Source organism: Phytohabitans rumicis (genome assembly GCF_011764445.1).
Classification (GTDB): Bacteria; Actinomycetota; Actinomycetes; order Mycobacteriales; family Micromonosporaceae; genus Phytohabitans; species Phytohabitans rumicis.
Genome location: NZ_BLPG01000001.1, coordinates 9,475,681 through 9,492,985 on the forward strand (window position 1 = coordinate 9,475,681; position 17,305 = coordinate 9,492,985).

General features: G+C 68.9%; 11 protein-coding genes. 8 read left to right on the plus strand and 3 right to left on the minus strand.

What is annotated here, in order from left to right:
- Positions 1-41: 41 nt before the first annotated feature.
- From Prum_RS42905 to Prum_RS42920, 4 genes are all read left to right on the plus strand, one after another.
- Entirely contained in the window at positions 42-254 is a 213-nt protein-coding gene (locus tag Prum_RS42905; protein WP_173083049.1) for a hypothetical protein, read from the plus strand.
- 240 nt (positions 255-494) lie between these two features.
- On the plus strand, positions 495-1,337 hold the full coding sequence (locus Prum_RS42910) for an alpha/beta hydrolase (RefSeq protein ID WP_218577643.1): 843 nt from the start codon (positions 495-497) through the stop codon (positions 1,335-1,337).
- 181 nt (positions 1,338-1,518) lie between these two features.
- Positions 1,519-2,181: a hypothetical protein gene (locus Prum_RS42915; RefSeq protein WP_246278486.1), complete on the plus strand. Its 663-nt coding sequence runs from the start codon at positions 1,519-1,521 to the stop codon at positions 2,179-2,181.
- Positions 2,182-2,579: 398 nt separating this feature from the next.
- Positions 2,580-5,792: an AAA family ATPase gene (locus Prum_RS42920; RefSeq protein WP_246278487.1), complete on the plus strand. Its 3,213-nt coding sequence runs from the start codon at positions 2,580-2,582 to the stop codon at positions 5,790-5,792.
- 815 nt (positions 5,793-6,607) lie between these two features.
- On the opposite strand, the gene Prum_RS42925 is transcribed toward Prum_RS42920, so the two are convergent.
- Positions 6,608-6,892, minus strand: coding sequence for a hypothetical protein (locus tag Prum_RS42925; protein WP_218577859.1), 285 nt, complete (start codon positions 6,890-6,892; stop codon positions 6,608-6,610).
- On the opposite strand from Prum_RS42925, the gene Prum_RS55515 reads away from it, so the two are divergent.
- A complete protein-coding gene (locus Prum_RS55515; protein ID WP_371871345.1) occupies positions 6,885-7,430 on the plus strand; it encodes a helix-turn-helix domain-containing protein in 546 nt (181 codons plus the stop codon). The genes Prum_RS42925 and Prum_RS55515 overlap by 8 nt on opposite strands.
- Here Prum_RS55515 and Prum_RS42935 read toward each other — a convergent pair.
- The gene (locus Prum_RS42935) at positions 7,427-10,510 is read right to left on the minus strand and encodes an AfsR/SARP family transcriptional regulator (protein WP_173083057.1); all 3,084 of its coding nucleotides are present in this window, start codon (positions 10,508-10,510) and stop codon (positions 7,427-7,429) included. The two genes, Prum_RS55515 and Prum_RS42935, sit on opposite strands and share 4 nt — an antisense overlap.
- A 471-nt stretch (positions 10,511-10,981) precedes the next feature.
- Between Prum_RS42935 and Prum_RS42940 the strand changes: the two genes are divergently transcribed.
- Complete coding sequence (locus tag Prum_RS42940; protein WP_173083059.1) at positions 10,982-12,139, plus strand: S1 family peptidase; 1,158 nt, start codon at positions 10,982-10,984, stop codon at positions 12,137-12,139.
- A 254-nt stretch (positions 12,140-12,393) separates the two neighbouring features.
- On the opposite strand, the gene Prum_RS42945 is transcribed toward Prum_RS42940, so the two are convergent.
- Positions 12,394-13,122 (minus strand): hypothetical protein, encoded by a 729-nt coding sequence (locus Prum_RS42945; RefSeq protein ID WP_173083061.1) that lies wholly within the window; start codon positions 13,120-13,122, stop codon positions 12,394-12,396.
- Positions 13,123-13,374: 252 nt separating this feature from the next.
- On the opposite strand from Prum_RS42945, the gene Prum_RS42950 reads away from it, so the two are divergent.
- Positions 13,375-13,773, plus strand: coding sequence for a hypothetical protein (locus tag Prum_RS42950; RefSeq protein WP_173072785.1), 399 nt, complete (start codon positions 13,375-13,377; stop codon positions 13,771-13,773).
- A gap of 1,172 nt (positions 13,774-14,945) precedes the next feature.
- Positions 14,946-17,297, plus strand: a complete 2,352-nt coding sequence (locus tag Prum_RS42955; RefSeq protein ID WP_173083063.1) for a tetratricopeptide repeat protein — start codon at positions 14,946-14,948, stop codon at positions 17,295-17,297.
- Positions 17,298-17,305 lie beyond the last annotated feature (8 nt).

A 17,305-nucleotide genomic window follows, 5' to 3' on the forward strand; every position in this document is an offset into this window, starting at 1 on the left:
CGGACAGTCACCGGGTACGAACGGTCGTCACCGTCGACGATGTGATCGCCGTCGGTGATGGTGCCGACCCCGGTTGTGAGCGTCCATCGCACCGCGCCAGTCACCGGGACGAGATGGAACAGGAAGATGCGGCTCGCGGCCGAGTACATTTCGACGAACGACTTTTCCGCCCGCACGACCCGGTAGTGCTGGATGATGAGATTGCCGCCCACCGACTCGGCGTTGACCATGCCGCGGCCTTTTTCATCGGTTAACGTGCCCGCACCGTGGTGGCCTCGCGCCTCGTCGATGGAGCCGGCGGCTGAAATCCATCGGCGACAGATGAACCTGCACGCCCAACCTTTTTTTGGCGCCGCGGCTCTTCGCCGATCCCAATTCTCACAGGCTAGATCGAGGCACTTGATGACGACTGGATCGGGTCGTCCAGTGCTCGTTAATTAGCCGGGATCTACATTGACCGTCAAAAGGCCCCCTTCTTCGGCGAGGTGACACCCATGGCCTTGGACGAAGCCACGGCCCAGTTCTTGAAGCAACTGGGCGAGGCGGGCAGCAGCCCGCTGCACGAGTTGACCCTGGCAACGGCCCGCACCATGTACGCGCAGCTGCACAGCCTGTCCGGTCAGGGACCGCCTATGGCCCGCGCCGAGGACGTCACCATCGAATCGGAGGACGGCGCCTCGTTCCCGGCCCGCGTCCTGACCCCGACGGCGGCCTCGCGCGGCGTGATCGTGTACTACCACGGCGGCGGCTGGACCGTCGGCAGCATCGACGACGTCGACGCCGTGGGCAGGCATCTGGCCGAGCGCACGAACTGCACCGTCGTCCTGGTGGGCTACCGCCTCGCCCCCGAACACCGCTTCCCGGCTGCGCCCCGCGACGCCTACGCCGCCCTGTGCTGGGCCGCCGCCGCCCTGCCCGGACAGCCGATCGTCGTGGCGGGCGACAGCGCGGGCGGCAATCTGTCGGCCCTCGTGGCCCGGCGTGCCAGGGACGATGGCGGCCCGGTCATCGACCTGCAGGTGCTCATCTACCCGGCCACCGACTGCGACCTGGACAGAGCCTCCTACCACGACCCGGCCAATCAGCTCCTGCTCGATCGGCACGCGATGGTCTGGTTCTGGGACCATTACGTGCCCGACCCGGCTCAGCGCGCGGACCCGGACGCCTCTCCGCTGCGGGCCGCGGACCTGTCGGGGTTGCCGCCCGCCGTGTTCGTGCTCCCTGAGCACGACGTGCTGAGTGAGGAGGGCGAAGCCTACGCCGAGCGGTTGCGTCAGGCGGGCGTGCCCGTCCAGCTCCAGCGCGCCGCCGGCCAGATGCACGCCTTCTTCCCCTGATCGGCGCGCTGCCTGGCAGCGCGGCGGCGCTCACCCGGGTCGCGGAGTCGATAGACGCGGCCCTGTACACCCGACTGTGACGAGCGAGATGAGTAGTCCCGTTGTCCGAGCCGTCGCGCGGGTTGAATGTCGAATGCGCGCGACGTCGGGGCAATGTCGTGGCCTGGGGGTGGCCGACACGATGACCCACCCACGACGTTCCTGGGTGCGGGGCTCGGCTGTGGCGGCGCTGCTGGCCCTGTTCGCCGTCGAACTGACCCTGGCCTGGCCGTCTCTGACAGCGGCCCTGGCACAACTCCAAGCGCCCGACGCCCGCTGGCTCGCCGTCGCGGTGGCCGCCGAGGTGACCGCGATGGGCGCCTACGCGCAGATGCAGCGCCGCCTGCTGCGCTCGGCCGGGGTGAAGGTGCCGATCCACCGGCACCTCGCCCTGACCTACGCCGCCCACTCTCTCAGCGTCACCCTGCCGGGAGGCCCGGCGTTCTCCACTCAGCTCAACTACCAGCAGATGCGCCGCTTCGGCGCGACCCCCGCCGTCGCCTCCTGGTGCATCGCCCTGTCGGGCATCCTGTCAGCCACCGCGCTGGCCATCCTCACCGCCGTGGGCGGGCTGGCCGCCAATGGCGCCCCCCAATGGCACACCCTCGCGGGCCTCGGCGTGGCCACCCTGCTCCTCCTCCTGGGCGTCCGCCAAGTCACCCGGCACCCCGAGGCGCTGGAGCCCGCCACCCGCGCCACGCTCGCCCGGATCAACCGGCTGCGCCATCGCCCTGCCACCCAGGGCCTGGACGGCAACACGACCGAGTTTTCCCTTACCGAAAGCGATCACCACGACAACGGGTAACCGGAATGCAGAACCGGCAGACCAATGCATGCCCGCCGGCTCGGTGGCGGCTGACCGGGTCCGTCCGGTCCATGCCCGCACGAAGAATGTGAGCCTCTCTGGTCCGCCGACCCGCCGAGGGGTGTCACCGGAACACAGCAGGCTGGCTAGGGCGCCGGGATCATCGCGCCGCCGATCAAACGACGAAAGCGACATCGACCGTGGACCTGCAGGGTTCACACTGCTAGCGTGCGATTTTGACGGTTTGCTAGCTGGCAAATCTGTCGTATCACCCGGGAGTCGGCGTGGCCCTGCCCGTTCGTCCTGTCCGGCCGGGCAACGAAGATCGGCCGGCCGGTGGCACTCTCTTACGCCTTCAGGTCCTTGGTCCGTTGCGGGTGTGGTGCGACGGTGTCGAAGTGGATGCCGGTCCCCGGCAACAGGCTTATCTGCTGGCCTTGCTGCTGGCCCGGGTGGGCAGGCCGGTCAGCACGAGCGAGCTGATGGACCTGATCTGGGACTACGAGGTCCCCAGCAGTGCGCTCAACGTCATCCATAAATACGTCGGCGCGTTGCGGCGACTGCTCGAACCCGCGGTCCCCGCCCGTACACACGGTTCCTACCTGCACCGCCGCGGAAACGCCTACCTGTTCACCGCACCCCCCGGCACCCTGGATCTCGTTACCTTCCGGGAACTCGTCGAGACGGCCGAGGAGGCCCTCGCACAGCAACGCCTTGAAATGGCGCTCGATCGCTATGTCGAATCGCTCGGCCTCTGGCGGGGCCGTGCGGGCGACGGGTTCACGCACAGGTCAACCGCGCTGCCGATCTTCGCCGCCATCGACGACGAGTTCTACGCCGCGTGCACTGAAGCGGCCGAACTGGCCGTGTCGCTGCGCCGACCGGCACGGGTGCTGGCGGCGTTGCAGCTGGCCGCATCGATGGCGCCGTTCCACGAACCCGTCCAGGCCAGCCTCATCTCCACCCTCGGGGCGGCGGGACGTCAGACGGAGGCACTGTCGTTGTTCCGCGAGGTCCGCGCCCGCCTTGCCGACGAGATCGGTATCGATCCTGGCCCGGAGCTGCAAGCCGCACACCTGCGAGTGCTGTCGCAGCCCTCGGCGTCGCCGCTCGTGGCGCGTACGGACGGTGGGGGTGACGGCGCGTCGGTGCGAACGGCAGCTGGGCTGGTCGGCCGGGCCGAGGAACTCGCCCTACTGCGGCAATCCGTCGAGATGGCATTCACCGGCCGTCCAGCGCTCCGCATCGTCGAAGGCGAGCCGGGCGTGGGCAAGACCCGCCTGGTGCGAGAGATCGCCACCGAAGCGAGCCGGCGTGGCGCGCTGGTCGTGTGGGGCTCGTGTCTGGAAGGCGACGGAACACCGTCGATGTGGCCCTGGGAACAGACGCTCCGCCCGATTCTCGACAGCCTGCCCGCGCCGTTGCGGGAGAAGTGGCTCGCCAGTGAGCTCGGCGGCCTCCTCGAATCGCGAGACGACGATTATGCGGCCGCGCCGGCGATTCCCGACAGCGGTGCGCAGTTCCGACTGTTCGAGCAGGTCGTCACCGTCGTCGGGCAGGCCTCGGCGCCACGGCCCATCCTGCTGATCGTCGATGACCTGCAGTGGGCCGACGCCGCCTCGCTCCAGCTGTTCGGCCACCTAACGGGCCGCTTACCCGCCGGCACGGTGGTCATCGGCGCGCTGCGCGATCGCGCACCCACACCCGGCTCCAGCCTGTCGCGGGTGCTGGCTGAGGCCAGCCGGCTGCCCGGCCACCGCAGGATCCGGCTCGGCCCGCTCGGCTTGACCGACGTGACCGAGCTCATCCGCCGCGAAACCGGCCACGATCCCGGTGCCGAGGTCGCCCGCGACATCCATGTCCGCACCGCCGGCAATCCGTTCTTCGTCCAGGAGCTGTCCCGGCTGCTCAGCGACGGCGGCTCGCTCGGCGACGGCGGCGCATCGGCACTGGCCGGGGTGCCGGCCACCGTGCGAGACGTCGTCCGCGATCGGATGACCGGTCTCGACGACAACGCTCACGGCCTGCTGCGCATCGCCGCGGTCATCGGCCGCGACGTGGACCTCGACCTGCTCGCCCGCGCGATCGGCGTCGACATCGCGGACTGCCTCGAACGCCTCGAACCGCTGCAAGCACTCGGTCTCCTGGAGACCAAGCCGGAAGACCCGTTCTCGTGGCGCTTCACGCACGACCTGGTCCGCGAGTCCATCACCGAGACCACTGCGCGGCAGCAGTCCGTCCAGCTGCATCTGCGCGTCGCCAACGCCCTCGAACACATCCATGCGGACGACGAGTCCGTCGCCGAACGCCTCGCCTACCACCTGCGGGGCGCCGGCCCCCTGGCCGACCCGGGTCGCACCGCGAAGGCACTGGCGCGCGCCGGTCGCCGCGCGGCGACCAAGCTCGCGTTCGCAGCCGCCTATCGGAACCTGGAATCGGCCATCCAGATCGCCCGGACGGCAGGGCTGCTGGAGCTGGAACTGTCCGTCCTGTCCCTGCTCAACCTCCTCGCCGTCGAGCCCCCGGGATTTGGCGGCTCGACGTTCGATCTGCTGGAACGGGGCGCATATCTTGCCCGCAAACTCGGCCACGAGACGGCCGCCGCCGAGTTTCTCTTCGTTCGGATGACCGGGGCCTACGTCTCCACCGAGAAAGACCGTGGGATGTGGGCTCGCCGGCTGCATGAGCAAGGCCAGGCGTCCGCGGACCCGATCATCCAGGCGTACGGCCGGCAGGCCTGGGGCCTGTACAATTGGGACATCGGCGACATCGGCGCGGCGTATCAATGTTTCAGCTGGCTAGGCCATACCACTGTGGACGGCGTTGCCTCGCTGCTCGCGAACTCGGCCGACCCGCACCCAGGACCGGCTCAGGAAAGCCTGTACCACCTTGCCGGCCAGGTCGGGGGTGCCCCGGTTCGACGCCGCGACGACCTCGGACGTTGGCGGGTCCCGGATGAGTGGGTCGGCTATCTGGCCGTGATCACCGCGCTGCAGGGCGATGTCGAGACGGCGCGGTCCCTGCTCGGCACGGTGTACCAGGCCGAGGGAGACCCTTTTGAGATGTCGGGCTGGACCAGATACCAAACCATGGCCGCCTCGATGGCCGGTGACGCGGCCTGGGCGATGCACGCGACCGAGCGGTGGGTCGCGGCCGGCGCCGACCTTCCCGGCGTCGCGCAGGAAACCTACATACGGCTGGACTGGTACTGGGCCCGTGCCCTCACCGGCGACGACCCGGCCGGCAACGCGGCCAAGGCCGAACATCTCCTGGCCGCGACCCTGCTCGACCCGCCACGATGGGGCCTCGCCTACTGGCACGGACTGATCGCCGAGATGTGGCTGGCAGCCGAGATGCCCGACAAGGCCGCGACCGCCCTCGACCGGGCCGACCAGGCCGTCAAGGCCCACGGCCAGCGCTACGCCGAAGGACTTCTCCTGTTGCTGCGCGCGCGCCTGCTGCACGCCCGCGGCGAACCCGTCGACGTCGTGCGAGCCGCCGCCGACGAAGCCCGGGTCAGATCCGGCGAACGGGGGGCCCACCTCTTCGCCCGCCGCGCCGAGAGGTTCCTGGCCGATCTCGAGACGCAGACCGGCGTGGCAACCGGATGAAGGGCCGGCTACGCGTCTCGGAGCAGGAGGCGCAGCTGCCGGCCCTGCTCCTGCGCGTGTGGGCCATCCGGTCAGCACGAGAGAATTGATCGACCTCATCTGGGCCGATGATGTCCCCGCCAGCGCGCTCAACATCATCCACAGGTAGGTCGGGGCCGGGATGTTGACTATTTCACCGGATTCCAGCAGCGGTTTCGCGGTCTGATCGCGGAGCAGGAGGCCGGTGTGTGCCATTTTCATGTAGTGGTCGGTAGCTCCGCTGAGCTGGAATTCCGGGCCGCGGAGAAGGCTGCGGGCCAAGGATTGGACACTGCCGCTGGTGCGCCAGGTGTGCACGACCGAACGGCAAGCCAGCTGGGCCACGGCGCGTGGAGCTGATTGACTGCCGCGGTTGATGAGGGCCAGGCAGGTACCAGTTCGATGGGGGATAGGGGTCAACGGCAGCGATACGGCGAGCGGGTGGTTCCAGTGGGTGGTGGTCGTCAATCGAGTGGATCCCTACGTCGGTGGTGGCGCTGGGTTCTATGAGGATTGTTTCGTTCTGGGCGACGGGTTGGGCAGGTTGGGGCTTTCGACGGCCGGTCCGACGAACCGGCCGTCGGGAATGCTGGCGCGCAGGCCCAGAGGCTGCGGGCACGGCTCAAGCTCGCTCAGAGGCAAGGGCATGTTGTCGTGATCGAAGTCGGGTCGGTGAGATCACCTTCCACCTCGGCGCCCCGCAGGGCGACTCTCCCACCAAGGACCCCTTCCCCGACCGGCCCTGACTCTGCGGCCCCCGCATCGATTGATGCGGGGGCCGCATTGCTGTTCATCGGCTACGCCTGCCCGGTGCCGAACAGGTACTGGTTGCCGATGTCGATGAGGAAAGGCCCGTCATAGGCGGGGAAGCGTGCCAGGATGGCCCGCTTGTACGCCTCGCCGTCGTCGCCGAGCAACTCCGCTGCGACCGCGAGGTAGCCGGCCATCTCGGTGAAGACGCCGCGGTCCGCGGGCGCGCCGTGCCCCGCCAGGATGATGTCGTACGCGGGGTCGGCGGCCAGCCGATCCACGGCGGAACGCCAGCCCGGGATGTCGTTGTTGCCCAGGAACCTGATGTTCACCGCCGCCTTCCCGCCCGACTTCAGCGCCGCCAGACGCCTGCTCGCCAACTGGTACGGCCCCACCTGCTGGCAACTGAGCACCGGCCCGCAGTACGCCACCCTCGGCGGACTGTGGGCGCAACTCACCGCCGAATACCACCGCCCGCCCGGCACCGCCTCCCTCGAAATCCTGCAGTACCTTCTCGCCGCCCTGCTGCTGCACATCGGCCGGCTCCCTCGACCCGGCGGACTCACACCCCAGGCCGGCGGCGACGCGTACGCCCGCTTCCACGCCGAGCTGGAACGCTCCTACGCCACCACCCGCCGCGCCGAGGACTACGCCGACCAACTCGGCTACTCCGTCAAGACCCTCACCCGCGCATGCCAGGCCGACGCCCGCGTCATCCTCCAAGCCCAACGCCTGCTCGCCCACACCGGCGACCCGATCGCCACCATCGCCCGCCAGCTCGGCTTCACCGAACCCACCAACTTCGGCAACTTCTTCACCCGCCGCACCGGCACCAGCCCAGGAGACTTCCGCAACACCCACCGCGTCTAGGCGTTGATCGATGCCGATAGTGACGCCAGGACGGTGGCCGCGGCGGCGTGGGCGGCCACGGCCGCGGCGTCGTCGCCTACGGCCAGGTGCATGTCGCCCAGTTGCTGGTACGCCTGCGCCTGCCAGCGCTTCGCGCCCAGTTCGCCGAAGATGCCCAATGCCTGGGCGAGGTCGGCGGTGGCCGCCGTCTGGCGTTGCGCCGCGGCGTGCGCCTCCGCGGTCGCCAGCAGCAGCCGCGCCTCGACCATCCGATCGCCTGTCCGCCGGGCATGCTCGATGCCGCCGCGTAGTTGCTCCGCCGCCTCACGCAGCCGCCGGCGCCGCGCCGTGTCGGCCGTGTCCGCCTCGGCGAACCGGCCCTGGCGCAGCAACTTCTCCATCTCGTCCCCGGCCAGCCGGACCTGGCCCAGCACGGCGACGCCGAGACCGAGCCGGGCGTACGCCTCACCGGTGGAGTCACCGGTCTGCTGGACGAGCGTGAGTACGGCCGCGAACTGCCGCTGCGCGTCCTCGTACTCCTTACGGACCAACTGCAGGTCGCCGATGGCGTGCATCATCTGCGCGATGGCCCGCCGGTTGCCGGTGGCGCGGGAGATGGAGAGCGCCTCATCCAGCAGTCCGTGCGCCCGCTCCGGCTCCCCGCGGTCAAGATCGACGCGCGCCAACATGCTGAGGACGTGCGCCTCACCGCTCCGGTCGCCGACCGAGCGCAGCAACTGCAACGACTCGCCGAACTTGGCGGCGGCGCTGTCGTGCCGGCCCTGCACCCGGTCAATGAACCCGAGATGGCGCAGTGCCAGGCCGCGCCCGTGCGGGAAGCGCAGCTGCGCGAACAGCCGCTCGGCCGCGGTAAGGTGCCGCAGTGCCGGCTCGGGCTGCACCTGATGGACCGCGAGCGCGCCCAGCGTGTAGAGCATCGCCGCCTCGCCGAGGGTGTCGCCGTGCCGTTGAGCGGCGAGCAGAGCCATCTCGGCCGTCTCCCGCCAGTCGTCGTAGTGCACGCCGCGCTCGAACAGGAACACCGCGCTCATCACAAGGTCCCAGGCGTACTCGTGCAGCCCTGCTTGCGTGGCCTGCCCGACACTGTCCACGATGCGGCCGCGTTCCTGCTCCATCCATGCCAACGGCTGGACGAGCAGGTCGGCGACGGTCCGTGGGTCGGGGGTCCAGCGCGGTGCCGGGCTGTGCAGGACGGTGTAGTCGCCCCCGTAGTCCAGCCGGTGCGCCCGCTCGGTGAGATGCAGCTGACAGCCCAGCAGCCGGCGCAACGCCTCCAGCTGTTGTTGGGGCGGCTCCTCGGCGGCGAGCCGCTCCCGCGCGTACACCCGCACCAGGTCATGTAGCCGATACGTGCGCTCGCTGCTCGGGACGACCTCGACAGCACGCGCCTCGACCAGCACCTCCAGCAACTCCCCGGCCGTGGCCGAGTCGAGGTCGAGCAGTGGCGCGGCGGCCCATTGAGGCAGCGTCGACCACGTCGGCAGGCTCAACAGCCGGAAGAGCCGGCGCGCCGGATCGGGCAACGCCTCGTACGTGAGGGCGATGCTCGAACGCACCGACAGATCGCCGTGCACGAATTCGTCGAGCCGACGGTGCTCGTCCTGGAGCCGTTCGAGCAAGTCGCCGACCTTCCAATGAGGACGTGCGGCCAGCCGCGCCGCGGCGATCCGCAGCGCGAGCGGCAGCCCGCCGCAGCACTCGATCAGCGCCCGAGTCGCGTCTGTGGACGCTGCCACGACCTCGGGATCGGCTGTCGCACTCAGCAGCTCGACCGATGCGGCTTCGTCGAGCACGCCGACCTCGACATGCCGCGCGCCAGCGAGGCCGGTAAGGCGGCGTCGTGTGGTGACCACGACGAGGTGACCGGCCGTGCCCGGTAGCAACGCACCCACTTGCTCCTCAGCGGCCGCGTCATCGAGCAGGACGAGCATGCGGCGCCCGGCGACCATGCTGCGGAACGCGCTCTGGCGGTCTTCCAGCGTGGCCGGGACGGCAGCGCCGGGCATCCCGAGCTCCCGCAGGAACCGGCCCAGCAACCGTCCGGCGCCGGTCGGCGACGGCTCGGCGCCGCGCAGGTGGGCGAAAAGCTGGCCATCGGGGAACCGGTCACTGAGCTGATGCGCGAGGTGGACGGCGAGGGCGGTCTTGCCGACGCCCCCGGGTCCGGTGACCACGATGATCCGCATCGCCTGCGCCGCGTGGGCCGGCGTCAGCAGCCCGACCAGCCGCCCAACCAGTTCGTCCCGGCCGGCCAGGTCGGCGATCGCAGGTGGAAGCTGGCGCGGCACAGGCACCGGCGCGATCGCCGGTGCCGCGGCGGGCGGCGGCGCGAGCCGCGGATCGTCGGCCAGGATCGCCCGCTCCAGCTCGCGTAGTTCTGCGCCGGGCTCGATACCCAACTCGTCGACGAGCGTCCGGCGGGTCCGCCGGAACACCTGGAGCGCCTCGGCCTGCCGGCTATTGCGGTACAGGGCGAGCATGAGCGCGCCGGCGAGGCGTTCCCGCAACGGATGCTCCACGGCCAGCAGGGATAGCTCGGCAACAAGGTCGGGGTTGTCGTTGACCACCAGCTCGTAATCGATCTTGTCCTCGATCGCCGCAAGTCGCAGTTCCTCCAGGCGGGCGCCTTCGCGCTCCAGTACGGTGCTGTGGAGCCCGGCCAGCGCCGGACCTCGCCAGAGTGCGACCGCGGCGCGCAACTTCTCCACCGCGTCGGTGACCTGCCCCGCCGCGCCGAGTCGGCGACCTTCGGCGACGAGGCTCTCGAACCGGTACAGGTCCACCTGCAGCGGCTCGACGTCAAGGCGGTAGCCGGCTGGCTCGCTGAGTAGGAGGCTAGCGCCGCCGTGCTGGGTCAGGACGCGACGTAGCTGCCACAGTGCGGTATGGACCTGGCGGCGGGCGGTGGCCGGTGGGTCCTCGTCCCAGGCCGCCGCGACCACGTCGGCGACCGTGACGACCTGGCGTGGATGTAGGAGCAACAGCGCCAGGATGCGCCGCTGGCGCTCACCGGCCAGGTCGACAACGGCGGACCCGGCCAACACTTGCAGCGGTCCGAGCAGCCGGAACTCCAAGATCATCGCGACCCGCCTCGTTGCGCGCATCGGTTGGTCGGTCGCCGATGGGTGGTTCGCGTCATGCCAACCAGACGGATGTGCATGTACGGATCACGTAGTCAGCGTAGCGACAGTACGACGCCGCACAGGACGCCGAACCGGACCGGTCGCGATCCGCCGTGCGATGCCGGCGGCTCGATAACGGACGGCGATTGAGTGCCTACTGTCAGGCGCTCAATCGCGGGCACCACGGCTATGGACCGCCGCCGCAGTACGTAAACCACATGTTCGAGACAACGTCGAGACCAGTGGAAGAGCGCTTCCGCGCAGACTGCTCGGCGAAACGACGCCGCCGTCCGGCGGCGGCTGCAGTCAATTCGGTAGTACGGGGGAGTTGCAGATTTTGGACAATTGTGGGCATCCACAAGCGACTGATATCCGCCGTTGCGCTTCGGTGTTCAGGGGCGCGCTCCTATTCAGGATTGGAGTATTTCCGTGGCTCTGACGCGCAAACAGTTCCTGGCTGCCGTGGCCGCCGGAACCGTGGCATTGGTCGGCCTGGCGGTTCCCGCGCAGGCGGCCGACAGCCAACAGGTGGTTCCCCAATCGGCGATCACCGATCTCAAGCAGATGGTCAAGCAGCATGACACCGCGTACGGCGGGCTGGCCCAGTACCCCGAAACCAGGACGCTGGTCGTCACCTTGGCCAAGCAGGGTGCCGACCCGGCTGCCGCGCGCCTGCGCGTCGCTGAGCTCACCGAGCGCGCCGCGTCTCGTGCGGCCGCCGCCGAACCGGTCTGGCGCGTGGAGTACCGCACGGTGGCACGGACCCTGCGCGACCTGACAACCATCAAGGACGGCGTCCCTACAAGGCAGCCATTCGCCGGCGTGGCCCACGACCGGCTGGCCAACTGGTATGTTGACCCCCGCACCAACACCGTTGCCGTCGGCGTCACTCAGCTCGACAGCGACATCGTCGACGCGGCCCGGACCACCTACGGCGACGCTGTCACGCTGCACCAAGCCGACAGGGCGTCAAAGACAACCCGGCTGGACGACTTCAGCCCGTGGACGGCCGGGCTGCGTATCAACGGTTCGAACGGACTCGCCTGCACCGGCGCCTTTGCGATCTACCACCACGGCGTCCAGTTCATGCTTACGGCAGGGCACTGCGGTGGCCTGAACACGAACTGGTACAACAACGGCATCTATGTCGGCTACACGGATCTGGGATTCAATGGGCGCATGGGCTACGACTCCGCGATCTTGCGCGGTGGAAACTATTCGCCCACAATGTTCACCGGCGGGAACGACGCGATTATTCGGAGCGTCATAGGCACCTATGATCCGCCGATCGGCGGTGCGACCTGCACATCTGGCTCCTTCTCGGTATCATCCTGTGCGAACCAGGTGGTCGCGGAGGACATATGCCAGGGCTTCAGCGACGGGACCACTATCTGTCACCTGACACGGGCCGATTACACCGGCGCGGCCCACGTCAATTTGGGTGATAGTGGGGGGCCCGTATACGCCGGCTTCGGCAGTGCCGTCAAGGCGGTTGGCACCATCGTCGGGGCCAACGGCGACTCTTACTTCTATCACCCGATTGGCAACCTTCTTTCGCTGTACGGTGCGACGCTGATCACCAGTTGATCCGATCACGCCGCATTCTCCGCGGCGTCGGCCGGGCCCTCGCCAGAGGCGGCGACCCGGCCGGCGCCGCAACGGGACGCCAACACTCGTTGATGATCCGCGAGTGGAGTTGCTCGGCGCGGGTGTGGCCGAGGACATCGAGGGCCCGCCTCGCCCTCTTGTGCCACCTGCAGGATGTGCCAGGTTCGCGGTGCCATGTCAGCCAAATGGTTGACGCGGCCTGTTCCGCGACGTTTTGGGGGTGTCTGCCTGCGTTATCTATCCGGTTGACCGGTGGCTGGATCCTCGGTGAGGCGCGGGGGTAACGGCCAGATGGTGGTGAACGCTTCCTCTGGCCATCCGGGGTGCAGGCTGTTTGCAATGGTCACGTACACCGGTCCGTGGTGGGAGGTTTCGATGCGCCAGTTGTCCCACTGATCGAGGTCGTGGGACGCGTACCTGGCAAGCAACTGCGCGAGGTCGCGCAGTTCGGCTTCGGTGAGCCGTCCACCCACGTCGGCTGTCATCTGAACAGCATCCCAGGTATCGGCTGGGTGGTCGCGCCCGTTGCGGGTGCCGGTCCGATGAACCATGCGTCCCCGCCTTCGTGAGACCGTGCTCGGATGGTCCGAGCGCGGGCGGCACGGCGGGGTCGTGTCGGTGCAGTCGCCGCCGTCCTGGTCGTTGTAGGTCTTGGGGGTGCCGTCCTGGGCTGGCTGCAGCAGGTTCACATCTATCGGGGGCTGACCTACTGCCTCGGTACTGAGGACATCCACCAGGATGCCGGTCCCCAGCTCGCCGTGTTGGTTGTCGCCCTTACCCGGATGGCCGTCTATGGCGTTGCGCTGGCCAGCGCGGCGGGGATCCCGTTGCTCGTCACCCGTTACCGGACGGCCTTCCGGCAGGTCGCCATCGCAGCCGTCGTCGCGGTGGCAACCGCCGGAGCGCTGTTCGTGGCCGACTACGCGTTTTTCAACGGCATTGATTTCTACGCTGACTACCACGGTGTTGCTGAGACAGCCACTGCCCGCTGTCCCGACGACAGCCCTCCGTGGTGGCCAGATTGGTTAACCTTTCGATAGGCACAGCTTCGTCCGGTACGCAGCGCCAGGTACGCACTAAACATGCCCGCCGACCGGGCGTCACGGTGCGTCCCGCACGTGCGGCGCGCTCGACGTGCGGCCATGCCAATGAGGGTGTTCGTCGGCCCGGGCTTGCCTTGTTCGCGGGGAGGGATGGTTGTCTATCATCGATAGATGGAGCGCCAGCGTTCGGCGGCCATGTCGCGGACAGAGTTCGTGGCCGTCGTTGTCGTAAATTATCTCGTCGGGGCCTTCTTCTTTGTCATGGCGCTGCTGATCGTCTCTGGTGTCGTCACCGTTGCTGGCTGGGGCGAAGGCACGCTCGTGCAGCGTGTCGTGGTCGGGTTGCTCGCGATCGTTTTGGGTGGGGCGGGGGTGGCTGGGGCCACTATCCAGCTCCTCGAGGGCCGGGCAGGCAACCGCCCGGCCGAGGGTGCGCGCGTCGTGCGGAGTGGTCCGTTCTGGGCCGGCGTCCGGGTCGAGGACGGGTACGGCGAGGTCAGCTTCGGCGTCGGTTCGCCGGATGGCCGGCATGACGGGTCCGGGACACACCCCGGAGTGGGCGAGTTCTAGAGCTGCTCGCTGCCAACGGCCGGCGCCAACGAGATCGAGGGCGTCGTCTTCGACGTCATCGCCAAACGTGAACTGCCGGCCGACGCGCGTCGTAAAGCCGGTTAGGGGTAACCGGAGCTCGGCCAGACTCAGGAGCGATCGCGTCGGTTGCGGTCTTCGTCGATATAGAACTAGACCATCGGGGTTTCTTGCACAGCACGGGCTTCAGAGCAGGCGAAGCTGGGCCGGCCACGAGGATGAAGACCCGAAGCGCCCCTTACTTCCGCTGGTCGTATCGAGGCGCTGGCGGATCTGCCCCGTTCGGGTCGTCCGCCCACAGTGGGATGGGGCGGGTGTTGTGGTGGCCACGCTCAACCCGCCACCGACTGAGTTGGGGGTGACGCACCCAACGCAGGCCGCCGCCCCACGGGTGGCCTATCTGGGTGGGGAAAATGATCTAGCAGGTCCGGCCAAGATCAGCTAGCGCCGACCGTCCATCACGGTACGCCAGGCTGTCAAGGCACGGCCATGCCGGCCGCGGAGCATGTCACCCGGCATCGCGGAGAGATGTTCAAGGGGCCAGCCACTGCCACTGTCCTAGCAACCTGCACCTGCCCCTAGTCCCCGGGTGTCGCCGGCCCGGGCCGGGCACGAGCTGACATTTAGGGGTACCGACGTCGGCCACATTTCACGCCGTCGCCGCGTTCCCGCCGCATGGACGCCGGTGACACGGTCACGCGGCGCCGCTGTCGCGTCGCCTGTCGGCCCGCGACCATCGGCCAACGCGCCGATTCGCGCGGGTCCGCCCGACTGGTGCATGGATGATCTTCAGAGGGCTGGCCGTCGGGTGATCGTGCCGTCTCCGGCTGCTTAGGTTGATCACGGCCGTTGCCAGGGTCACCAGGCCGGCGACGACACCCAACGCGTCACAGACAATTCGGATCACGGCAAGCCCTCCTGGCTCGATACCCGCAGCCTGCGGTGCGGCTACGGCTCAGCGTGAGGGTCAGCAGCAGCCTCGAGGGTGCCTTCGATGTTCCCTACACATCGGTAGGCAGCCGTCACAGGCTTGACCGGCACGTTCGCTGTCACGGACGGCACTTTCACGGAACACCGCCGTCACACTGTCGGTGAGATGCGTGACCTGCCAAGGTGGACCGAGGTGTGCGGACAGCGGCTGGGGGAGGGCAGCGGTGGCGACGGGACGGCGGGTCGACCGCGCGTTGTGGCCGGCCGCTGGCCCGTACCGAAAGCTGCTGGAGTTCCTCGACCGCGTCCACGCGGACAATGGGATACGGAGCCTGCGCACCATCGCCGCCGGCATGAACCTCGAGTCACGGTCGCGTGTGAGCTGCCTGCTGCGCGGCGTCGACGGGGCCCTGCCGGCGGACGAGCGGCAACTGGAACAGCTTGTTCGCGCGCTGGGCGGAGGCGATGACGACGTCGTCCGGGCACGGGTGCTGTATCGGACGGCGCGGGCCGAGCGAGCCGGCAACTCGGTAGACATGCACCAGCCGGCGGGGGCCCGGCCGCGGGTTGCCGACAGCGACCCCCGCAGCCTCGGCGTGCACGCCGCGATCACGGTGCCCGGTACCGCGGCAGACCTTCCCACCTACGTAGCCCGGGACATCGACGCCGACCTTCGCGTGATCCTCACGGCCGGTGCCACCGACGGCTGCTTCGTGCTGCTCGTTGGCGGATCGTCGGTCGGCAAGAGTCGATCCCTCTATGAAGCGCTGCGCCACATCGTTCCCGATTGGACGCTGCTGCACCCGACAGACACTCACGACCTGCGCCGCCTCGCCGATTCCCGCACACCCCACACCGTGGTCTGGTTGGACGAGCTGCAAAAGTACCTGGTGGGCGGCCTCACCGCCGGAGACATCCGCGCCGTCCGTCGTCTCAACCACCCCTCGATCGTGGTCGCTACGCTCTGGCCCGCCCGATACCAGAAGTACACCCTGCTGCCGTCACCACGCGCTATGGAGGACCCTTACCCAGCTGAACGTGAGCTTCTTGACCTCGCCGACGTCGTGAGTTTGCATCCGGAGCTCACAGACGATGAACGCGAACGAGCGCAGGCCGTTGCCGCCTCCGATCCACGGATCCAACAGGCGTTGGGCTCGGCGTACGGCATGACCCAAGCCTTGGCGGCCGCGCCCGCTCTGGTCCACCGCTGGCGGCACGCACCCGACGGCCACATCGAAGCGTTGATCACCGCCGCTATCGACGCACGGCGGATGGGAATCGAGTCACCGCTGGCCGCTGACCTGCTCCGAGCAGCAGTTCCCGGATACCTCACCGCGGCACAGCAGGCGAAGGCGCCCAAGAACTGGTTCGAGGAGGCAATGGCGTACGCCTCCACCGAGCTACACGGCGCGGTGTCCGCGCTCGTTCCGGTCGGCGCCGGCATGGGCGTCGTGGCCGGATACACCGTCGCGGACTACCTGTTACAGGACGGCGTCGATCGGCGCCGCCGCGACATCCCACCCCAAACCGCATGGGCCAGCTACCGCACGTACCTATGCGAGGTCGGCGATCTGCTCGCCGCCGCACGGGCCGCGGACCACCTCTCAATGCCCGACCAGGCCGAAAGCCTCCTGCGTGCGGCGCTGCACCGCGGGAACGACGCTGAAGTCCGCCCCCGGCTGGCACTGCTTCTGCGCCGGCTCGGCCGGATCAGCGAGGCAATCCACGTATGGCGCGACGGCGTGGCCGCCGGCGACCCGGGCGCCCGCCTGCGACTAGCCGTCACGCTGCAATCGCTGGGACGGATGGACGAGGCCATGAACGTGTGGCGGGACGCAGCCGCGACCGGAGATCCCGACGCGCACGTCCGGCTCGGGTTCATGCTCAAGTCTGTGGGCCGAACCGCCGAGGCGATCACACAGCTGCGCCAGGCAGTCACCGCCCGGGTTGACGGGGCACGCGAATGGCTGGCCGCGCTGCTGCACGACGAAGGACGGGTAGACGAAGCACTGGACGTGTGGCGCGACGGCGTCGCCGCACGCGAAGACGGCGCTCTCGACGGTCTGGCCGTCCTCCTGCAATCCGAGGGCCGCCACGACGAAGCAACCGACGAACTGCACAAGGCACTCGCCGCCGGCGTGGTGGGCGCCCGCGCGAGGCTCGCCGAACTGCTGCACTACCGCGGCCGGGTAGACGCCGCCGTCAAGGTATGGCGCGAGGGTGTTGCCGCCGGCGAACCGGGCGCCGCCGGCGGCCTCGCCGTCCTTTTGCAGTTCGAGGGACGCACCGAGGAAGCGATCGCCGTGCGGTGCGCCGCGATCGACCGCGGCGACCGCGACGCGTACGACGGACTCGCCGAAATCTATGAGCGAGCCGGCCGCATCGACGAGGCAATCAACACATGGAAGCAGGCCATCACCGTCCGGGTCCCTGCCGCCCGGCCACGACTGACCGCGTTGCTCCTGCGGGCGGAACGACTCGATGAATGCATCGCACTGTGGAAGGAAGCGGAACTGGCCGGAGAATCGAACGCTCAGCACTGGCTGACCGAACTGGCCCGCAGCAAGACTGCGTGACACCGAAC

Coding starts and splice junctions, on each gene's coding strand:
- Prum_RS55515 (WP_371871345.1), top strand. CDS start 6,885: ATGTTCACCGCCGCCTTCCCGCCCGACTTCAGCGCCGCCAGACGCCTG.
- Prum_RS42915 (WP_246278486.1), top strand. CDS start 1,519: ATGACCCACCCACGACGTTCCTGGGTGCGGGGCTCGGCTGTGGCGGCG.
- Prum_RS42910 (WP_218577643.1), top strand. CDS start 495: ATGGCCTTGGACGAAGCCACGGCCCAGTTCTTGAAGCAACTGGGCGAG.
- Prum_RS42935 (WP_173083057.1), bottom strand. CDS start 10,510: ATGATCTTGGAGTTCCGGCTGCTCGGACCGCTGCAAGTGTTGGCCGGG.
- Prum_RS42950 (WP_173072785.1), top strand. CDS start 13,375: ATGGAGCGCCAGCGTTCGGCGGCCATGTCGCGGACAGAGTTCGTGGCC.